This is a genomic window from Microcella sp., from assembly GCF_019739195.1.
In the GTDB taxonomy this organism is placed as follows: domain Bacteria; phylum Actinomycetota; class Actinomycetes; order Actinomycetales; family Microbacteriaceae; genus Microcella.
The window spans coordinates 1,296,347-1,313,601 of record NZ_JAHHDS010000003.1 but is presented as its reverse complement, the minus strand read 5'-3'; the positions used below and the strand labels follow the sequence as shown (position 1 = coordinate 1,313,601).

The window sequence follows — 17,255 nt, the reverse complement described above, 5'->3', positions numbered from 1 at the left end:
ACGCACGCCTCAGGGGGACGACATGAGCGAACCGATCCGCGATCGGACAATCCGCTCTTTGCCGACCGCTCCCGTGCGCCACGGGCGCCTCAAGCGCTCTCGTGCGTGGTCGACAATTCTCGCCGTTCTCGGCGGAGCGATGGCTGTCGTGCTCGTGAGCGGCGTGTCGGTCGCGGCGATCACTGTCGCTCAGTTCAACGCCAATATCGACGTCGTCGACCTGGTGGCGGCCGAGGGTGAAGAGCCCCGGGTGATCCCGACCGTTGGCGAGTGGGAGGGCGGCTTCAACGTTCTGCTTGTCGGCATCGACAACGAGCCCGGCCAGTCAGATGGTGGCGCGCGACGAGGGGCGACCCTGAACGACGTCAACATTCTGGTGCACGTCGCAGAAGACCAGCAGTCGGCCGTCGCCGTCAGCATCCCCCGCGACATGGTCATTCCGATTCCGTCGTGCCCTGACCCCGAGGGCGGTCGCCCCTCAGGCGCCATGTCGGCCCAGCCGATCAACGTCGCCTGGTCGTACGGCGGGCTGAACTGCGTCGTACTCGCGGTCGAGAACTTGACCGGTCTGTCGATTCCCTACGCCGGTGCCATCTCGTTCGGTGGGGTCGCGCAGCTGTCGACCGCGGTCGGCGGCGTCGACGTCTGCGTCGACGGACCCATCAAAGACCGCTACACCGGCCTTGACCTGCCTGCGGCGGGAACGTACACGCTTGTCGGGCGAACTGCCCTGGCTTTCTTGCGCACCCGGTACGGCGTCGGCGACGGCAGCGACCTGGGCCGCATCAGCAACCAGCAGGTCTACCTGTCGTCGCTCATGCGCAAGGTGCAGAACGAGGGCGTTCTCACCGACTTCACGAAGCTGTACGGCATGGCTCAGGTCGCGACCTCGTCGATGCAGCTGTCGTCGAGCCTCGTCAGTCTCGACACGATGGTGTCGATGGCCCAGGCTTTGCGCAACGTGCCCATCGAGAACATCGTTTTCGTGCAGTACCCCACTCGGTATGGCACGGCAGAGCCGTTCCTCGGCAAGGTGCAGCCCCTGGCTCGACAGTCAGAGGCATTGTTCGAGCGCATCCGCAACGACGAACGCTTCGCCCTAGAAGAGGGCAACACCGGTGTCGGGTCGACACTCGACCCGAACGCGCCGGTGGCGGAGCCCACGCCCGAGCCGGAGCCGACCACGCCGCCGAAGACCGGCAAGGTCGAGCCGGAGGTCGAGCCGTCACTGCCGCCGATCGAGGTAGCGCCCCCGGCAGTGCTCGAAGGAGTGCAGGGTCAGACGGCGGCCGACTACACCTGCTCGGTCGCCAACTGAGTGCGCCGCGGCCTCGCGGCAGGCGACTATAGTAGGTACGGCTTCACCAGGAGACGTCGCATAGTCCGGTCGAGTGCACCACCCTGCTAAGGTGGAGACCCCGTTAAGGGGTCCGAGGGTTCAAATCCCTCCGTCTCCGCTCCACGCCCCGGCTTCTCGCTGGTAGGCTGGCAAGGTTGCTCCGGCAACCACCGCCGACTCAGGTCGGCATGCGCCCGTAGCTCAATGGATAGAGCATCTGACTACGGATCAGAAGGTTGGGAGTTCGAGTCTCTCCGGGCGCGCCACATCATCGAAAGTCGCCTGTTCACGTCACGGGTGCGCGGGCGACGCAGTCGTCGCATTACGAATGTGGCGATCGCGCGAGGCTTGCATCTCAAGGGTGAATTTGATTCTCTTTCTGCGAAACCATTCGCCCTATGTCCGGAGCGCCCCATGCGTGCCACCTTTCTTCACCCCAGTTCGATTCGCCGAGGGGGAGCGCTCATGTCGACGGCGTTGGTCCTGGCGCTCATCGCGGCCACGGGTGCCGTCGCGCCTAGTGCGCTCAGTGCACCGCGAAGCGACAAGGTCTCGATCTGCCACCGCACCAACTCTGTGACGAACCCTTACCGTCTCATCACCGTGAGCACCAACGCGGCGGGCGCGACGGGCAATGCGGGCCACATGAGCCACGACGAGCAATTTGGGGAACACCCCCTCTTTGACCCGGAGGTCGACTACCCCGCCAACCAAAAAGACTGGGGAGACATCATTCCGCCGGTGCTGCGCCGGAATGGAACCTGGACCGAAGGACTGAATTGGAGCCCGGCGGGACAAGCGATCCATGGGGGGACTGGCGAGTATGCCGAGCTGGGACTCTGCCGCCGTCTCTCGGCCAAAGAGTTCTACGACGGGGAAATGGAAGCGTGGCGCTCGGACAACCCCGGTGCCAGCACCGAAGACGAGCAGCGTGCCCAGCGCTCGATTCTCGCTGATCTCGATGAACAGAACTCTTTCGAAGACGCGGCAGTGAAAGCCGATCTGGGCATCGACTCGTTCAGCACGATCGACCCGGCGGCCATGCCTCCAGGCTTCAACGCTCTTCCGCGGGTTCCCCGGGGGCCTCGACCCCCGGCAGAGCTGCCGGGGAAGCGGGGTGCGCAGAAGATGGCCGTGCTGGTCTGGTTCGACACCAACCGCAACGGAGAAGTCGACGACGGCGAGCAGCCCGCGCCCAACATCGGCGTCTCGGTCGACCCGGTGGTCGACGCGGCACCCGCCGGATTCGGCCTCCCCTTGACGCTCGTGATGGCCACCGGTGACGACCTGACCACGGACGAAGACGGACTGGTCTACGTCGAAGAACTGGATGCGGGGCAGTGGTACGTGACGGTCGACGCGCCGGAAGGCAATGAGGTGACCTACGATTCCGAGGGGTCCGCAAGTGATGGCGAAGCACAGGTCGACGTGCCGCCAGATTCGGAGGGCTTCGCCTGGGCAGGGCTCGCGCCCACTGAGGATCCCATCGACGGCGGCACGGACGGCGGCACGGAAGGCGGCACGGACGGTGGCACTGACGGTGGTACCGAAGGTGGCACTGACGGCGGCACGGACGGTGGTACCGACGGCGGCACGGAGGACGGCACCCTCGCCTCGACCGGCTCGTCGGCGGTGGCTCCTCCACTGATGGCCCTCGCGGGAGCACTGCTGCTCGCGGGCCTCGCGCTCGTCGGTTTCCGAGGCGCGGCTTGGCGGCGCAGAGGCGCCCGGTAGCCTGAGGCGGTGAACTCCGCCCTGCAACTGTCAGACGAGGTGGCCGCGGCGCTCGCCGAGCACCGCCCCGTCGTCGCCCTCGAGTCGACCATCATCAGTCACGGGCTTCCGCGCCCGCGCAATCACGAGGCGGCGCTCGAGTTCGAGAGCATGCTGCGCGAGACCGGCGTGACGCCCGCTACCGTCGCCGTGCTCGACGGGGTGCCGCGCATCGGCCTCGACGCCGACGGAGTGCGGCGCATCGCCGACGACGACCTCGCCAAGGCGAGCGTGCGCGACCTGCCGATTCTCGCCGCGCGGGGGGCGAGCGGCGCGACGACCGTTGCGGCGACGGCGCATCTCGCCGCGATGGCGGGCATTCGCGTCTTCGCGACGGGCGGCCTCGGCGGCGTGCACCGAGGCGCGAGCGAGACCTTCGACGAGTCGGCCGACCTCTCGACCCTCGCTGTCACACCCATCACGGTCGTCTCGGCCGGGGTGAAGAGCGTGCTCGACATCGCGGCGACGCTCGAGCGCCTCGAAACCTACTCGGTGCCCGTCATCGGGCTCGGCACGACGGTGTTCCCGAGCTTCTGGCTGCGCGAGAGCGCCTACACACTCGACTGGGCGGTCGACAGCCCCGAGCAGGTGGCCGACGTCATGGCGGCGCACGACGCGCTCGGGCACGCCCAAGGCATCGTCGTGGCCAACCCGATTCCCGCAGAACAGGCGTGGCATCGCGACGAGCACGACCGCGTGCTGGCGACGGCCTTCGCCGAGGCCGAGGCACAGGGCATCCGTGGCAAGGCCGTCACTCCCTTCTTGCTCGGGCGCATCGTCGAGCTGAGCGAGGGCCGCAGTCTCGAGGTCAACCTCGACCTCGCACGCAACAACGTGCGCGTCGCCGGTCGCATCGCCGCGGCCTGGGCCGCTCGAGCCTGAGGCGGTGGCGGTGACCGGTTCGCGCGCCCTCGTCGTCGGCGACGTTATCGACGACATCATCGTGGTGCCTACCGGCCCGGTGCGGCCCGACACCGACACGACCGCGCGTATCTCGCGGCACGAGGGTGGCTCAGCGGCGAACACGGCGGCGTGGATGGCCCACCAGGGCGCCCCGGTCGACTTCGTGGGCTGTGTCGGGCCGGGCGACCGCGAGCGGCACGAGGCCGTGCTGCGCGACTGGGGTGTTCGATCGCAGTTGAGCGAGCATCCGTCGCTGACGACCGGCACGATCGTGATCGTCGTCGAGGGCGAGCAGCGCACGATGCTGACCGACCGTGGGGCTAACGCAGGGCTGCGCGTCGACGCGGTCACCGATGAGCTGCTCGCCGACGCGGGCGTGCTGCACCTCACGGGCTACAGCCTTGTTGACGCCTTCAGCGCCGACGACCTGGCGAGGCTCATCGATCGGGCGCACGCGCATGGAGTGCTGGTGTCTCTCGACCCGGGCTCAGCCGGCTTCATCGCCGACTACGGCATCGATGCGTTCAGAGCCGCCCTGCGGGGTATCGACGTTCTGCTGCCCAACCTCGCCGAAGGGCGCCTGCTGGCTGGGCTCACCGACGAGAACGTCCCCGCCGACGCGGGGCTGGCCGAGACCCTGCTCGACCTCGCACCGGCCGTCGTGCTCACGCACGGCGCGGGGGCCGTGGTTGTCGCGCGTCGGGGGGAGCCGACCGCGAGTATTGACGTCGAGGCTACAGAGGCCGTCGACCCCACCGGTGCGGGCGACGCCTTCACCGCGGGACTGCTGACGTCGCTTCTCGGCGGCGCCGACCTGGTCGAGGCCGCCCAAGCGGGCGTGCGCGTCGCGCGCCTCGCAATCACTCGGCCGGGGGCACGGCCTCCGCAGCGATGAGCGGAGGGCGCGGTGCCGTTGCCACGGCCCCCGCGCACGCGATGATGACGGCCGCGATGGCGGCGAGCTGTAGCGCGTCGAGAGCCTGCCCGAGTACGAGCAGGCCGGCCACGGCGGCGACCGCGGGGCCGAGGCTCGACAGCACGCCGAACACCCGCGTCGGCATGCGCTTGAGGGCGACGAACTCTAGGGCGTAGGGCACGGCCGAGGTCATCACCGCGATGCCGACGAACACGAGCAGCAGCAGAGGCTCGACGGCGACGGCAGCCGTCGCCGGGGCTGCTCCGAACGGCACGACGATGATCGCCGCCACGAGCATCGCCATGGCGAGCCCGTCGACTCCTCGCGCGCGCGGGCCGAGGCGGGCTGAGGCGACGATGTAGAGCGCCCAGAACACGGCGGCGCCGAGAGCGGCGAGTACACCGGCGAGCGCGAGAGAGCCGCCGCCCTCGCCACCGCTGAGCCAGAGCCCGACAATGCCGAGCGCCGCGAGACCGACCCAACTGAGGTCGCGCCAGCGCCGAGTGCCGGCGACCGCTACGGCGAGCGGGCCGAGCAACTCGATGGTGACGGCGACGCCGAGAGGGATGCTCGCGATGGCCTGATAGATCAGCAGGTTCATGCCGGCCAGACCGAGACCGAGCATCCCGACCCCGATCCACGTGCGCTGATCCCAGCCGCGCACCCGCGGACGCACGGCGACCAGCAGGATTGCGGCGGCGAGGCCGAGCCGTAGGGCGGCGGCGCCGAGCGGGCCCACTTCGCTGAAGAACGACCCCGCGATGGCGTTGCCGAACTGCACCGAGACGATGGCGAGCACTGCGAGCACTGCGGGGTGGATCACGGGGGAGGTGCGCACGTCAGCGAGTATGCCGCAGTGAGGGTTCAGAGCCTGCACCCCGCGGTGTCGACACGACAACGCCCCGCCCGGCTCACCCGAAGAGCCGTGCGGGGCGTCGTGCTCAACCGCGAACTAGTCGGACGAACCGACGCTCGCGGGGCTGTCGACCGAGGCGGGCGAGGCCGGCGATGCGGGGCTCGCGGGCGACGCCGGGCTCGGCGGGCTGGGCGGAGTCACGGGCGACGCGGCCGAGACCGGGCTGACCGGTGAGGGGCTGGAGTCGAGAGCGCTGCTCGTCGGCGACGGGCTCGGCGAGGTCGTGGGGTCGGGCGAGACGATGCTGTCGCTCGAGACCGAGAAGAGCAGGGCGTTGCCCTTGGTGTCGTCGTCACTCTCGCCGACCACGATGCCCGGAACAGAGAGGTTCGTCGCACCCGCCACGAGCGGCAGTGCGTTAGCTGTGGTGACCGCGCCAGCGGCAACGACACCGAGGCCGAGCGCCGAGGCTGCGCCGATGGCGATCCAGTTCTTGGCTTCCATGAGTGTTTCCTTTCGAGCTGTGGGGGAGTCGGGCGATGCGCCCGGTGCTCCGTCGATAACCACACTCTGTCGAGCCTGCATGAGATGACCAGGAGCAGTGCATGAGAGCACTCTCATCTTTGGCTCAGGCTTTCGCGGCCTTCACCGCTTCATAGGCGGCGAGCGCCTCGGCGCGAGACGCCTTCAGGTCGACGATCGGCTCGGGGTAGCCGGGGGTGCCCGCTTCGGGCACCCAGCGGTTCACGTAGACCCCGCGGGGGTCGAACTTCTCGGCCTGCAACACGGGGTTGAAGATGCGGAAGTACGGGGCGGCGTCGGCGCCCGAACCAGCGACCCACTGCCAACTCGCGGCGTTGCTGGCTTCGTCGGCATCGACCAGGGTGTCCCAGAACCACTCCTCACCCGTGCGCCAGTCGACGAGCAAGTTCTTCGTCAGGAACGAGGCGACGATCATGCGCACCCGGTTGTGCATGTAGCCGGTGGCCCACAGTTCGCGCATGCCCGCATCGACGATCGGGATGCCCGTCTGGCCGTGCCGCCACGCCTCGAGCTGGCCTGCATCGGGCTGGCCCCAGGGGAAGGCGTCGAATTCGCGCCGGAAGTTCTGGCGGCCGAGGTCGGGTCGAGCGAACAGAATCGCGTACGAGAACTCTCGCCAACCAATCTCGCTGAGAAACTTCGCTCGGTTCGCCGCCGCCTCGGCCGCGATCGACTGGTGCACGCGGGCCCACACCTCATGGGGGCTGAGCTCGCCGAACCGCAGGTGCGGGCTCAGCCGGCTCGTGGCCTCGACGCCGGGCTCGTCGCGCCGGTGGTAGAGCGGCAGGCCGTGCTCGATGAAGTGCTCGAGGCGCTCGTGCGCACCCGTGGAACCCGGGGTCCAGGTGGCGCGCAGCCCCTCAGCCCAGTCTGGCCGGGTGGGCAGCAGAGTCCAGTCGTCGAGCTCATCGCCGCCTACGGCGAGGCCGTCAATCGCCGTCGGCGCGGGCAGCGGCGGCCGCGGGTCGCCCGACGCGAGGCAGGCCCGCCAGAACGGCGTGAAGACCTTGTAGGGGTCACCGGAGCCCGAGGTGATGCGCCAGGGCTCGAAGAGCAGAGAACCCGCGAAGCTCGCCACCACGACGCCCTCATCGGTCAGGCGCGACTTGAGCGCAGCATCCACCTCGCGCATCGCGCCGTAGCGACGATTCCAGAAGACGGCGTCGGCGCCGGTCTCGCTGACCAGCGCGGGGATGACCGCCTCGGGCGCTCCGCGGCGCAGCGTCAGTGTTCCGCCGAGTGCGGCGAGATCGGCCGCGAGGGCCGTGAGGCTGCCGTGCAGCCACCAACGACTCGCGCCGCCGAGCGGCCGCGCGTCGGGTGATTGCTCTTCGAGCAGGTACACGACCACGACAGGTCCTCCGCGCTCGACCGCTGCGGTCAGGGCCGGGTTGTCACTGACACGCAGGTCGTCGCGCAGCCAGACGATGCTCGCATTCGTGCTCATGACTGCCACAGTACGGCGGGCGTCGGTACGATCACTGCGAGAAGCACTGTCTGTCACCACTAGGTCGCCCCCCATGTCTGATCCGCCCGCACGTCCCCCGAATGAGCCGACGCCGGCCTTCGGGCCGCTGCCCGAGTACGCGGTCGACGGTGACCCGCGCGCAGCGCAGTCACGCGAGGCCCTCGACCTGGCCGACTCGGCGGGCGTTCGCGTTCTCATGGCCGGCGGCGTTGCCTACGTGCAGCTGGGCCTGATCTCGCCCCGCCAGTCGCTGGCACTCTCGCTCATCGTCGACCCGGAGGGTGTCGATGCCCTGCTCACCGCGCTGGGTCGCGCAGGGTGGCAGCGCCTCCCCGGTGCCCCGGACCCGCTCCTGCCCGCGGCGGTCATCACGCTGCAGCACAGAGCGTCCGGTGCGCGACTCGACCTCTACCCGCTCATTCCGGGCTTCGTGCACCACCCCTCGTCGGTGTTCGCACAGCTTTGGGCGTGCGGCGGGCCGATTCGCGCGTTCGGCCGCGAGGTCATGGCGGTCGACCGCCTGAGCATGATGATGCTCGCCGTGCACAGTCGGCTGGGGCCGCGGTCGGGTGGGCCCGGTCTCGAGGAGTACACCGATTTCTTCTTCCAGCAGTTCGCCGTCGTGATCACCGACGACGAGCGTGAGCGACTGCCCCTACTGGTGCGCGCCGTCGGCGGCCAGGCCGTCATGCGCCCTTTCCTCGAGCGCCTCGGCCTGCCGTCGGGTCAGGCGCGCCTGCCCTCAGCCGCGTACACCGAAGCCCGGTTCGGCATGGCGGGGCTCGGCACGGCCGCGCGGGTGTTCATCGGGGTATGGGATGCGCCCGTGGGCCAGCGACGTCGCGTCGCGCGCGACACGCGGCGAGCATCCCGCTGGGTGGGGGCGCATTTGCTCACGGCCGCACCGGCGCTGATGCGACAGCTGCCGCAGGCGAGGCGAGCCCGCCGGTCCCGAGTCGAGCGAGCCCTCGCGGGCGGCTAATCAGCCTCAGTCGCGCAGTCGCTGACAGAGGTTCGTCAGTTCGGCAAGCTCGTCCGGGGTCAGGCGCGTACCGACCCGACGGGCAATCGCGTCGGCGTGGATCACGGCGACACGCTTGAAGAGCTCGTAGCCCTCGGGTCGCAGGGCGACGATCGTGCCTCGTGCGTCGGTGGCGTCGGGCAGCTTGTCGACGAGCTGGCGAGCGGCGAGGCGGTCGATGAGGCGGCTCACGCTGGGCTGGCTCAGCAAGAGGTGCGGAATCAGATCGCGGATGCGCATGCGACGTTCAGGCGCACGAGAGAGGTTGAACAGCACGTCGTACTCGGTGAACGAGATCTCGCTGGTCGGAAACTCGGCGCTCAACGTGCGCAGCACCGACACCTGAGCGCGGAAGAGCGCCTCCCAGGCGTCGACTGCCAGAGCCTTCTCGGTCATGCGATTACTCTACGTGCGCGCGTGAGCATGTGTCGGCACGGAGGTGGAGAGCCCATGTCCGAACATGGTGAAGGGCCGGTCGCCGAGGCGAGCGACCGGCCCTCTTCCCTTGCACCAAGAGTGTCCTGCAATCACATTCCGCGCCCCCCGCCACAGCAAACGGTTGACGCACTTGAAAGATATAACGGAAAGGTAACGCTGTCTAGTTACCAGTTCGTTATTTTTCAGAATCTTCGTGATCTATCGCCTTCTGCCAGCAGATCTCTACCCTGAGCGCATGACACGCCTCGTTCTCGCGTCGGCTTCGGCCCTGCTGCTCGCCGCTCTCGCCGGCTGCGCTCCCGCCGCTCCTGTCGATGAGCCCACGCCCGAGCCCACCGTTGCCGTCGTGACCCCCACGCCGACGGCAGAAGCCCCCACCGTTGTCGACGCGATCGTGCTCAGGGCAGAGAGCATCGAGATCGTGAGCGAGGGGCAGGTGCTCGACGAGCTCTCGGCACTCGACGTCGAGCAGACCGTCGACGGTCTCACCGACGTGTTCGGTGAGCCCGACTACGAAGCATTCCCGGCGAGCGAGTGCAGTCTCGAGTTCGAGCGGTGGATCTGGCTCGATGGCATCCGGCTCGACGCACCGACGACGGGCATCGGGGTCTTCAGCCTGCGCCTGTTCGCTGAATCTCTCACGGGGGCGGAGGGCCAGACGGTCGCTCTGCAGGGTCCGGGTGGCGAGCAGGTCGGCGATGACCTCTCGGCCTTCATCGCCTCGAGCAACCCGAGCTATGTCGAGACCTACGAGTCGAGCGACATCGTGCTGCTCGAGATCGGCTGGCTCGACTCGGGCTACACCGCCGGGGTCGCCGCCTTCGCCGACAGCGGCATCGTGCAGAACATGGGTCTGCCGATCGCGGTGAACAGCAACATCGACTGCTGAGCGGCCGGCGTCAGAAGAAGTCGGGGCTCGGCGTCGACGCGTAGCGGATCGACACGTCGGCGTGCCGGTCGAACCGGTACCCCGAGCCGCGCACGGTGCGCACGATGTCTTCGTAGCCGCCGAGCTTCGACCGCAGTCGGCGCACGTGCACATCGATGGTGCGCTCGTTCGGCACGTCGTCGTCGCCCTCGGCGCCGTCGGCCCATAGCGAGCCGATGAGCTCGGCACGCTCGATCGTGCGGCCCTCGCGCAGCACGAGGTACTGCAGCAGCTCGAACTCTTTGTAGGTGAGGGAGGCGCTCTCACCGTCGAGCAGTACCCGCTTGCGCGAGATGTCGATGACGACGCCGAGCGAGGGGGGCTCGGGCGGCGCCTCAGCCGTGCGGCGGTAGCGCGCGAGCGCGGCGGGGTCTTGCAGTGCGAGCCGCACGACCTCGACATCGCGACCTCCTGCACCGGTGGGGGCGAGAGCCACAGCGGCGTGGGTCTCCGACCCAGGAGCGAGCTCGGCGGTGACCTTCTTCAACTCGGTGACGAGCCGACCGAGGTCGATGCCGGCGGCGGCGGCCTTGGCCTCGTCGAAGCCGACGTAGAGCACGAAGCCACGGGCTTCCGTGCCCTCGGGCACGGCGCGCAAGCGCGGGGCGGCGGGTTCGAGCGCGGGCGGCGCGGGCGCGGCGGGCGGGGGAGCGGGGCGGGAGGAGAGAGAGGCGAGAGACATCGTCGAGACGCTTTCTGCAGAATCGAACGGCTCGTCGCCCGTCGGGGCGTCGGCGGTTCGGGATGTGGAGTCGAGGGTGCGCGCATCTCGAGCCGGAGCATCCGGCCCCGATGCGGGGAGGGCCCGCTCGTCGTTCTCACTCATCGTGAGACGAGGGTACGGCGAATCAGGGGCACTCGGGCGGGTGGGCAGCCGATCAAGCGCACATTCGACAGCACGCGTCAGCGCTCACCGGCATCATCATGCCGGCGGTCTCCGCAGCCTCAGAGGCGGTCAGGAGCTTCGCGGTGACGGTCATGCCGCTCAGTATTCCCGAGCGCGCTGTAGACCGTCAAGTCGATGCGGGGTCAGCCGACCGTGCCGTAGAGACGGTCTCCGGCGTCGCCGAGGCCCGGAACGATGTAGCCCTTCTCGTTGAGCTTCTCGTCGAGCGCGCCGAGCACGATCGTGACGTCGCGGCCCTCCGTGGCCTTCTCGATCATGGCGAGACCTTCGGGCGCGCCAAGCAGGCACACAGCCGTGACGTCGTCGGCTCCGCGCTGGAATAAGAACTCGATCGCGGCGAGCAGCGAGCCGCCGGTCGCGAGCATGGGGTCGAGCACGAAGCACTGCCGGCCCTCGAGGTGGTCGGGCAGCCGCTCGGCGTACACGCTCGGCTCGAGAGTGTCGTGGTCACGCACCATGCCGAGAAAGCCCACCTCGGCACTCGGCACGAGCTTCACCATGCCCTCAAGCATGCCGAGCCCCGCGCGCAGAATAGGCACGATGAGAGGTCGCGGCTCGCTGATCGCCAGCCCGACGGTCTCGGTCACAGGAGTCGTGATCGTCACCTCGTGCGTGCGCACGTGCCGGGTGGCCTCGTAGGCGAGCAGCGTCACGAGTTCTTCGGTGAGCGCCCGGAAGGTCGCCGAGGGGGTGTTCTGATCACGCAGCACTGTGAGCTTGTGGGTGATCAGAGGGTGGTCGGCAACGTGTACTCGCATAGGCTCAATCTAACGGAAGGGCGGGGCATGACCACGGTCTCTGACGGCGATCGGGCCGCGATGCACGCCGCCCTCGGCGAGGCTCGCGGCGCTCTGCTCTCGGGCGATGTGCCCGTCGGCGCTCTCGTGCTCGACGCCGCCGGCGCCGTCATCGGCCGGGGCCGCAACGAGCGTGAGAAGCACCGCGACCCGACCGCGCACGCCGAAGTGGTCGCGTTGCGCGAGGCGGCCGCCGCCATCGGCGACTGGCAGCTGAACGGATGCACGCTCGTCGTCACCCTCGAACCGTGCGTGCTGTGCGCCGGCGCCATCCTGGCCGCACGCATCGACCGAGTGGTCTTCGGCGCGTGGGACGCGAAGGCCGGCGCCGCGGGCAGCGTCGTCGACCTGCTGCGGGAGCGCCGGCTGCCCCACCGCGTCGCCGAAGTCGTCGGTGGTGTGGAGCAAGAAACGAGTGCGGCGCTGCTGCGCGAGTTCTTCGCTCAGCAGCGCCGCGACGGTGCTGTCAGTACCTAGCTCACCAGGCTCTCGTCACCAAGCTCTGCTCACCAAAACACCGCGAGGGCGGTGTTGATGAGGGCGAGCCCACCCGCGGTGTGGAAGAACGGCAGCAGTTCGCGGCCGCCGCCCCCCTCGGTCTTGCGCTGCTTGAGGAACCCGAGCAACGCGACCACGAACACGATGAGGGCGATCACGAGCTTGACGGCCACCTTGACGTGGTCGACCTCGAAGTCGAGCTGGGCGGCACGCATCTCGGCGAGGCCCACCAGAACCAGGCCGGTCACGAGCTGGGTGATCGCTCCGCCGAGCACGACCGGGAAGGCGTACTGGCCCTTCCACCGCGCCTGCAGCAGGAACGGGCCGATGATGGCCGCGAGGCCGACGAAGTGAGCGACGAGGAAGAACGAGCGCAGAACATCCATGAATTCCATGGAGTGACCCTCCCTGAGAGACGTAGTGGATCGCGCGCGAGTGCGCGGTCTTCTCAGGTTATCGGTCGTGCTGACCGCGCGAACCTAGTCGGCGCCGCGAATGACGAAGATGTCGGTGGGGGGGTTGGCGTCGTCGCGAGGTGCGGCGATCTCGGGCTCGAGAACGACGTCAACGACCTCGGGGGCCTCGGTGCGGATCGCGGCGCGAACTACGCCCGAGATGGCGACCACGTCGGCGACCGAGGTGCTGGGGCCGAAGCCGAGGCGAGCGATCACAACAGGCGCGCCGCTCGCGGCGGTGACGACGTCGACCGTGCCGACGCTCTGTACTCCCGGCGCTGCCAGCAGCACCTCACGAATCGTCGATGCGAGCATGTCTGCCTCCTCGGCCGTCAGTTCCCCGTGCTGCGACTGCTCTCCAACCTACACTCGTGGCATGACCGAAATGTTGCCCCGCATCGCGATCCTCGGCTCGGGCTCGATGGGAGGCGCGATTCTCGCCGGGCTCCGGCAGCCCGGCGTCTCGGTGGAGGGGCTGCGAGCGACGACGCGTTCTGACGCGACGGCCGCTGAGTTGCGGTCGCAGGGCATCGAAGCCCGTGGCGTCGAGCACGACGCAGACGCGAACGCCTGGGCGGTGACGGATGCCCGTCTCGTGCTGCTCGGCGTCAAACCCGCTCAGATCACCGGTCTTCTGGCCGAGATCGCGCCGAGTCTGCACCCGGAGGCACTCGTGGTCAGCGTGGCTGCCGGGGTCACGACCGAGGCGATGCAGGCGGTCGTGCCGAACGCCGTCGTGCGGGCCATGCCGAACACGCCGGCTCTCATCGGCCGCGGCGTCACCGGCATCAGCGGCGGCTCGCGCGCCACGACCGCGCATCTTGCACTCGCCGACGACCTGTTCCGCACCGTCGGAACGGTCGTCGAGCTACCGGAGTCGCAGATCGACGCGCTGTCGACCATTAGCGGTTCGGGCCCGGCCTACGTCTTCCTGCTCATCGAGGAGTTCACTCGCGCCGCCGAGGCGATGGGCTTCGACGACGACGTGGCCTCGCTGCTCGTGCAGCAGACGGTGCTCGGGGCAGCTCTGCTGCTCGAGTCGACAGGCGACGAGCCCGCTGAGCTGCGGCGGCGGGTGACGAGCCCGAAGGGCACGACCGAGCAGGCGATCGCCGTGCTGCAGCAGGCTGACCTCGCTGACCTGTTTACGCGCGCGGCTGAGGCCGCTCTGCAACGAGCAAGGCAACTGGCCGCCGAGTCATAGACGCCACATAGAAAGGTCATAGAGAACGGCCTCACGGTAGGGGCATCGACTCGCGAAGCATCGCGGGTCACCGACCGCGAGGGAGCATCCCCATGACCGATCAGAACACCACGCCGGTACCCGCCGACGACCCGACCCCGCCGACCAGCCAGGCCCCAGAGCCCGAGCGCTCGCGGGCACCTCGCGCGCTCGCCATCACCGGCATCGCTCTCGCCGGCGTGCTCGGCCTCGGCCTCGTCTTCGCCGCGGGTGTCGGCGTCGGCCGCCTGCTGCCCGACCACCGCGGGCCGATCACCGTCGAGGTGCGCGGCCCGGGAGGCGGGCAGGTGCAGGAGCGGGTCGAGCAGCGCATGGACGAGCGCATGGACGAGCGCGGCGAGCGTCGCGATGCTCGCTCCGACGAGCGTCGAGAGCTGTTCGAGCAGTGGCTCGAAGAGCAGGGCATCGACCCGAGCGCGCCCGTCGAGCCGAGCGAGTAGCGACCCGACCACCCGAGCCCGGCATCGACCGGCGAGCGTCTCGACTCAGTTGTCGAGCGAGGCGAACCGGTCGATGTCGCTCTCGGTGCCCGACACGATGATGAGATCGTGGTTCGAGACCACCGTGTGCTCGGTCGCATAGGTGAACGGCTTACCGGGGCTCTTCACGCCGACGACCGTGATGTTGTACTTCGTGCGCACTTGAGAATCGGTGAGCGAGAGGCCACGAATCGGCTTGGGCGGGTACATCTTGACGAGCACGAAGTCGTCGTCGAACTCGATGAAGTCGATCATGCGGCCCGACACCAGGTGTGCGACGCGCTCGCCAGCCTCGGCTTCGGGGTAGATCACGTGGTTCGCCCCGATGCGCGCGAGAATCTTGCCGTGCGACTGGCTGATCGCCTTCGACCAGATCTGCGGCACCTTGAGGTCGACGAGGTTTGCCGTGATGAGCACGCTCGACTCGATCGACGAGCCGGTCGCGACAACGGCGATGCTGAACTCGTCGGCGCCGATCTGGCGCAGAGCATCGAGTGATCGAGCGTCGGCCTGCACCGCGTGCGTGACGCGTTCAGCCCACTTCTGCACGAGGTTCGGGTCTTCATCGACGGCGAGCACTTCACGGCCAAGCCGCTGAAGCTGACCGGCGGTGGCGGCGCCGAAGCGGCCGAGCCCGATGACGAGAACGGGTGCGTCGTGGCGAATGCGCTCAACCAACGATGGGCCTCTCTTCTGCTCTGCGGAACAGTTGTCGCTTCTGACTCGCGGCCAAGGCCGCGGCGAGGGTCACTGTACCAACGCGCCCTGCCCACATCGTGGCTGCGAGCACGTACTTCGCCGAATCGGGCAAGTCGTTGCTCGTCAGGCCGGTCGAGAGCCCGCAGGTGGCAAAGGCCGAGATGACATCGAACAGCACGTAATCGAGTGGGGCCTTGGTGATGTGCAGGATGGTCACAGTCGAGATCGCCACGATCGTCGCGCCCCACAGCACGATGCTCACGGCGAGACGCAGCACGTCGTTCGGAATACGGCGATCGAAGGCTTCCATGTCGTCGACGCCGCGCGCTTCGGCGACGGCCGCGAAGAACAGCACGGCGAGCGTTGTGACCTTGATGCCGCCAGCGGTCGAGGCCGAGCCGCCGCCGACGAACATGAGCATGTCGAGCACGAGCAACGTTGAGCCGTTCATGGCGCCGATGTCGATGGTGCTCAGCCCGCCCGAGCGCGTCATGATCGACGTGAAGACGGCGGTCATCGGTCGCACGGCACCGTCTTGCCCGCCGAGCGTCGCCGTGTTCGCCCACTCAAGCAGAAGAATCGCGATCGCTCCGAGCACAATGAGAATGAGCGTGGTGACGAGCGTGATGCGGGCGTGGATGCTCAGCCGGGCCCGCGACCGCGCCCAGCGAGCGAGCGCGAAGATGACCGGAAACCCGATGGCGCCCAGAAACACGGCGATGGCGAGCACCGAGAGCATCCACGGGTCGGAGGCGAACTGCTCCATGCCGTCGGCGAAGGGCACGAAGCCCGTGTTGGTGAAGGCCGAGAGCGAGATGTAGAAGCCTTGCCACAGGGCCGTCCACACGTCGAAGCCCATGAGCAGCAGGCGGGGCACGACGAGCGCGGTGATGGCGAGCTCGATGATGATGGCGCTGAGCGCGACGGTCGCGAGCAGCGAGCCGATCTCGCCGAGCCGTACGGCCTGCGACTCAGAGACAGGGCCCGCATGACCTCGGGCCGGGTTGGTGTCGCTCGCCGCGATGAGCCTGGCCCGCAGCCCGATGCGGCGGGCGACCACGAGGCCGAGGATGCTCGCCATGGTCAGCACGCCGATGCCGCCGATCTGCATCGCGAGAATGATGACGACGTTGCCGAAGGGCGACCAGTAGGTCGACATGTCGACCGTGACGAGGCCTGTCACGCAGATGGCGGAGACGGCGGTGAAGACGGCATCGGCGAGGGGGGTGCTCGAGGCTTCGCCCGCGCGTGCGATGGGCAACGTCAGCAGCACGGTCGTGATGATGATGAGCCCCGTGAACACGAGGATCGCAAAGCGCGCCGGCGAGGCGGTGGCCGCTTCGGCGAGCGACTTCCACCCTCGCGCAAGCGGGCTCGTCGCCTCTTCGCGACGGTTGCCGCGAATGCGATTGCTCGTAGCCATCGACGCTCCTCACCGGCCCGCAGACCGCGTGTCATGGTACTCCCGGCCGAGGCTGACTAGCCTGGTGTCATGGCCGACATCTTCGACGTGATCGCCGACGCTACGCGACGCGAACTGCTGCAGCACCTGCTCGATGCTTCGCTCAGAGACGATACCGGCGCTGGCGAACTCAGCGTGGGTGAGCTCGTCGAGCGCATGGACGCGACGCAGCCCACCGTGTCGAAGCACCTCAAGGTGCTGCGCGACCACGGGCTGGTGACCGTGCGCGAAGAGGGCCAGCACCGCTACTACGCGGTCGACGCAGGCCCGCTCGAAGAGGTCGAAGACTGGGTCATCTCTTTCCTGAGCGCCGGGTTCGACCCGAACGATGACACTCAGTCGCCCGTCTTCGCGGCGTGGGCCGGCACCGAGGTGACGACCGCGGGCAGCACTGTCGGGCGGGTTGCCGCCGACGCCTCGCACCGCGCGCAGTCGGTCATTCACGGGGCGCAAGAGAAGTTGCACGACGTAGGCGAGGCCGTCACGAAGCGGCTCCCCTGGAAGCACAGCGACTGACCTCCCCCGTTCGC

General features: G+C 68.6%; 20 protein-coding genes and 2 tRNA genes. 12 read left to right on the top strand and 10 right to left on the bottom strand.

The window, feature by feature from the left end:
* The first annotated feature begins 22 nt into the window (after positions 1-22).
* From KL788_RS08155 to KL788_RS08130, 6 genes are all read left to right on the top strand, one after another.
* Entirely contained in the window at positions 23-1,318 is a 1,296-nt protein-coding gene (locus tag KL788_RS08155; protein WP_293170227.1) for an LCP family protein, read from the top strand.
* Between the two features lie 49 nt (positions 1,319-1,367).
* Positions 1,368-1,457 (top strand) — tRNA-Ser (locus KL788_RS08150).
* Between the two features lie 72 nt (positions 1,458-1,529).
* A tRNA-Arg gene (locus KL788_RS08145) sits at positions 1,530-1,605 on the top strand.
* A gap of 199 nt (positions 1,606-1,804) precedes the next feature.
* Positions 1,805-3,073, top strand: a complete 1,269-nt coding sequence (locus KL788_RS08140) for an SdrD B-like domain-containing protein (protein ID WP_293170225.1) — start codon at positions 1,805-1,807, stop codon at positions 3,071-3,073.
* Between the two features lie 9 nt (positions 3,074-3,082).
* Positions 3,083-3,994 carry a pseudouridine-5'-phosphate glycosidase gene (locus tag KL788_RS08135; RefSeq protein WP_293170223.1) on the top strand — a complete coding sequence of 304 codons (912 nt, stop codon included), beginning with the start codon at positions 3,083-3,085 and terminating at the stop codon, positions 3,992-3,994.
* A 10-nt stretch (positions 3,995-4,004) separates the two neighbouring features.
* Positions 4,005-4,910, top strand: a complete 906-nt coding sequence (locus KL788_RS08130) for a carbohydrate kinase family protein (RefSeq protein ID WP_293170221.1) — start codon at positions 4,005-4,007, stop codon at positions 4,908-4,910.
* On the opposite strand, the gene KL788_RS08125 is transcribed toward KL788_RS08130, so the two are convergent.
* The 3 genes from KL788_RS08125 to KL788_RS08115 form a co-directional block, all read right to left on the bottom strand.
* Positions 4,876-5,769 (bottom strand): EamA family transporter, encoded by an 894-nt coding sequence (locus KL788_RS08125; protein WP_293170219.1) that lies wholly within the window; start codon positions 5,767-5,769, stop codon positions 4,876-4,878. The genes KL788_RS08130 and KL788_RS08125 overlap by 35 nt on opposite strands.
* Before the next feature lie 114 nt (positions 5,770-5,883).
* On the bottom strand, positions 5,884-6,291 hold the full coding sequence (locus KL788_RS08120) for a hypothetical protein (protein WP_293170217.1): 408 nt from the start codon (positions 6,289-6,291) through the stop codon (positions 5,884-5,886).
* Between the two features lie 124 nt (positions 6,292-6,415).
* The gene (locus tag KL788_RS08115) at positions 6,416-7,777 is read right to left on the bottom strand and encodes a cryptochrome/photolyase family protein (protein ID WP_293170215.1); all 1,362 of its coding nucleotides are present in this window, start codon (positions 7,775-7,777) and stop codon (positions 6,416-6,418) included.
* Between the two features lie 73 nt (positions 7,778-7,850).
* On the opposite strand from KL788_RS08115, the gene KL788_RS08110 reads away from it, so the two are divergent.
* Positions 7,851-8,780 (top strand): hypothetical protein, encoded by a 930-nt coding sequence (locus tag KL788_RS08110; protein WP_293170213.1) that lies wholly within the window; start codon positions 7,851-7,853, stop codon positions 8,778-8,780.
* A 6-nt stretch (positions 8,781-8,786) separates the two neighbouring features.
* Here the strand turns inward: KL788_RS08110 and KL788_RS08105 are convergent, their stop codons facing one another.
* On the bottom strand, positions 8,787-9,215 hold the full coding sequence (locus tag KL788_RS08105) for a MarR family winged helix-turn-helix transcriptional regulator (protein ID WP_293170211.1): 429 nt from the start codon (positions 9,213-9,215) through the stop codon (positions 8,787-8,789).
* 277 nt (positions 9,216-9,492) lie between these two features.
* On the opposite strand from KL788_RS08105, the gene KL788_RS08100 reads away from it, so the two are divergent.
* Entirely contained in the window at positions 9,493-10,146 is a 654-nt protein-coding gene (locus tag KL788_RS08100) for a hypothetical protein (protein ID WP_293170209.1), read from the top strand.
* 10 nt (positions 10,147-10,156) lie between these two features.
* Here the strand turns inward: KL788_RS08100 and KL788_RS08095 are convergent, their stop codons facing one another.
* The gene (locus KL788_RS08095) at positions 10,157-10,867 is read right to left on the bottom strand and encodes a winged helix-turn-helix domain-containing protein (RefSeq protein ID WP_293173255.1); all 711 of its coding nucleotides are present in this window, start codon (positions 10,865-10,867) and stop codon (positions 10,157-10,159) included.
* Between the two features lie 347 nt (positions 10,868-11,214).
* Positions 11,215-11,850 carry a uracil phosphoribosyltransferase gene (gene upp / locus KL788_RS08090; RefSeq protein WP_293170207.1) on the bottom strand — a complete coding sequence of 212 codons (636 nt, stop codon included), beginning with the start codon at positions 11,848-11,850 and terminating at the stop codon, positions 11,215-11,217.
* A 27-nt stretch (positions 11,851-11,877) separates the two neighbouring features.
* Here upp and KL788_RS08085 point away from each other — a divergent pair, with 27 nt between their 5' ends.
* Positions 11,878-12,366: a nucleoside deaminase gene (locus tag KL788_RS08085; RefSeq protein WP_428846114.1), complete on the top strand. Its 489-nt coding sequence runs from the start codon at positions 11,878-11,880 to the stop codon at positions 12,364-12,366.
* 29 nt (positions 12,367-12,395) lie between these two features.
* On the opposite strand, the gene KL788_RS08080 is transcribed toward KL788_RS08085, so the two are convergent.
* The gene (locus KL788_RS08080; RefSeq protein WP_293170205.1) at positions 12,396-12,782 is read right to left on the bottom strand and encodes a hypothetical protein; all 387 of its coding nucleotides are present in this window, start codon (positions 12,780-12,782) and stop codon (positions 12,396-12,398) included.
* 84 nt (positions 12,783-12,866) lie between these two features.
* Positions 12,867-13,157 (bottom strand): hypothetical protein, encoded by a 291-nt coding sequence (locus KL788_RS08075; RefSeq protein WP_293170203.1) that lies wholly within the window; start codon positions 13,155-13,157, stop codon positions 12,867-12,869.
* 61 nt (positions 13,158-13,218) lie between these two features.
* On the opposite strand from KL788_RS08075, the gene proC reads away from it, so the two are divergent.
* Positions 13,219-14,046 (top strand): pyrroline-5-carboxylate reductase, encoded by an 828-nt coding sequence (gene proC, locus KL788_RS08070; RefSeq protein ID WP_293170201.1) that lies wholly within the window; start codon positions 13,219-13,221, stop codon positions 14,044-14,046.
* A 92-nt stretch (positions 14,047-14,138) separates the two neighbouring features.
* On the top strand, positions 14,139-14,525 hold the full coding sequence (locus tag KL788_RS08065) for a hypothetical protein (RefSeq protein WP_293170199.1): 387 nt from the start codon (positions 14,139-14,141) through the stop codon (positions 14,523-14,525).
* A 45-nt stretch (positions 14,526-14,570) separates the two neighbouring features.
* Here KL788_RS08065 and KL788_RS08060 read toward each other — a convergent pair whose 3' ends face one another.
* Positions 14,571-15,242: a potassium channel family protein gene (locus KL788_RS08060; protein ID WP_293170197.1), complete on the bottom strand. Its 672-nt coding sequence runs from the start codon at positions 15,240-15,242 to the stop codon at positions 14,571-14,573.
* Positions 15,235-16,686: a TrkH family potassium uptake protein gene (locus tag KL788_RS08055; RefSeq protein WP_293170195.1), complete on the bottom strand. Its 1,452-nt coding sequence runs from the start codon at positions 16,684-16,686 to the stop codon at positions 15,235-15,237. Before KL788_RS08055 ends, KL788_RS08060 begins: the two co-directional genes overlap by 8 nt.
* Positions 16,687-16,755: 69 nt before the next feature.
* Here KL788_RS08055 and KL788_RS08050 point away from each other — a divergent pair, with 69 nt between their 5' ends.
* A complete protein-coding gene (locus KL788_RS08050) occupies positions 16,756-17,241 on the top strand; it encodes an ArsR/SmtB family transcription factor (protein WP_293170193.1) in 486 nt (161 codons plus the stop codon).
* The last annotated feature ends 14 nt before the right edge of the window (positions 17,242-17,255 follow it).

Coding starts and splice junctions, on each gene's coding strand:
- KL788_RS08095 (WP_293173255.1), bottom strand. CDS start 10,867: ATGTCTCTCGCCTCTCTCTCCTCCCGCCCCGCTCCCCCGCCCGCCGCG.
- KL788_RS08120 (WP_293170217.1), bottom strand. CDS start 6,291: ATGGAAGCCAAGAACTGGATCGCCATCGGCGCAGCCTCGGCGCTCGGC.
- KL788_RS08110 (WP_293170213.1), top strand. CDS start 7,851: ATGTCTGATCCGCCCGCACGTCCCCCGAATGAGCCGACGCCGGCCTTC.
- KL788_RS08075 (WP_293170203.1), bottom strand. CDS start 13,157: ATGCTCGCATCGACGATTCGTGAGGTGCTGCTGGCAGCGCCGGGAGTA.
- KL788_RS08065 (WP_293170199.1), top strand. CDS start 14,139: ATGACCGATCAGAACACCACGCCGGTACCCGCCGACGACCCGACCCCG.
- KL788_RS08100 (WP_293170209.1), top strand. CDS start 9,493: ATGACACGCCTCGTTCTCGCGTCGGCTTCGGCCCTGCTGCTCGCCGCT.
- upp (WP_293170207.1), bottom strand. CDS start 11,850: ATGCGAGTACACGTTGCCGACCACCCTCTGATCACCCACAAGCTCACA.
- KL788_RS08155 (WP_293170227.1), top strand. CDS start 23: ATGAGCGAACCGATCCGCGATCGGACAATCCGCTCTTTGCCGACCGCT.
- KL788_RS08140 (WP_293170225.1), top strand. CDS start 1,805: ATGTCGACGGCGTTGGTCCTGGCGCTCATCGCGGCCACGGGTGCCGTC.
- KL788_RS08085 (WP_428846114.1), top strand. CDS start 11,878: ATGACCACGGTCTCTGACGGCGATCGGGCCGCGATGCACGCCGCCCTC.
- KL788_RS08105 (WP_293170211.1), bottom strand. CDS start 9,215: ATGACCGAGAAGGCTCTGGCAGTCGACGCCTGGGAGGCGCTCTTCCGC.
- KL788_RS08055 (WP_293170195.1), bottom strand. CDS start 16,686: ATGGCTACGAGCAATCGCATTCGCGGCAACCGTCGCGAAGAGGCGACG.
- KL788_RS08080 (WP_293170205.1), bottom strand. CDS start 12,782: ATGGAATTCATGGATGTTCTGCGCTCGTTCTTCCTCGTCGCTCACTTC.
- KL788_RS08115 (WP_293170215.1), bottom strand. CDS start 7,777: ATGAGCACGAATGCGAGCATCGTCTGGCTGCGCGACGACCTGCGTGTC.
- KL788_RS08050 (WP_293170193.1), top strand. CDS start 16,756: ATGGCCGACATCTTCGACGTGATCGCCGACGCTACGCGACGCGAACTG.
- proC (WP_293170201.1), top strand. CDS start 13,219: ATGACCGAAATGTTGCCCCGCATCGCGATCCTCGGCTCGGGCTCGATG.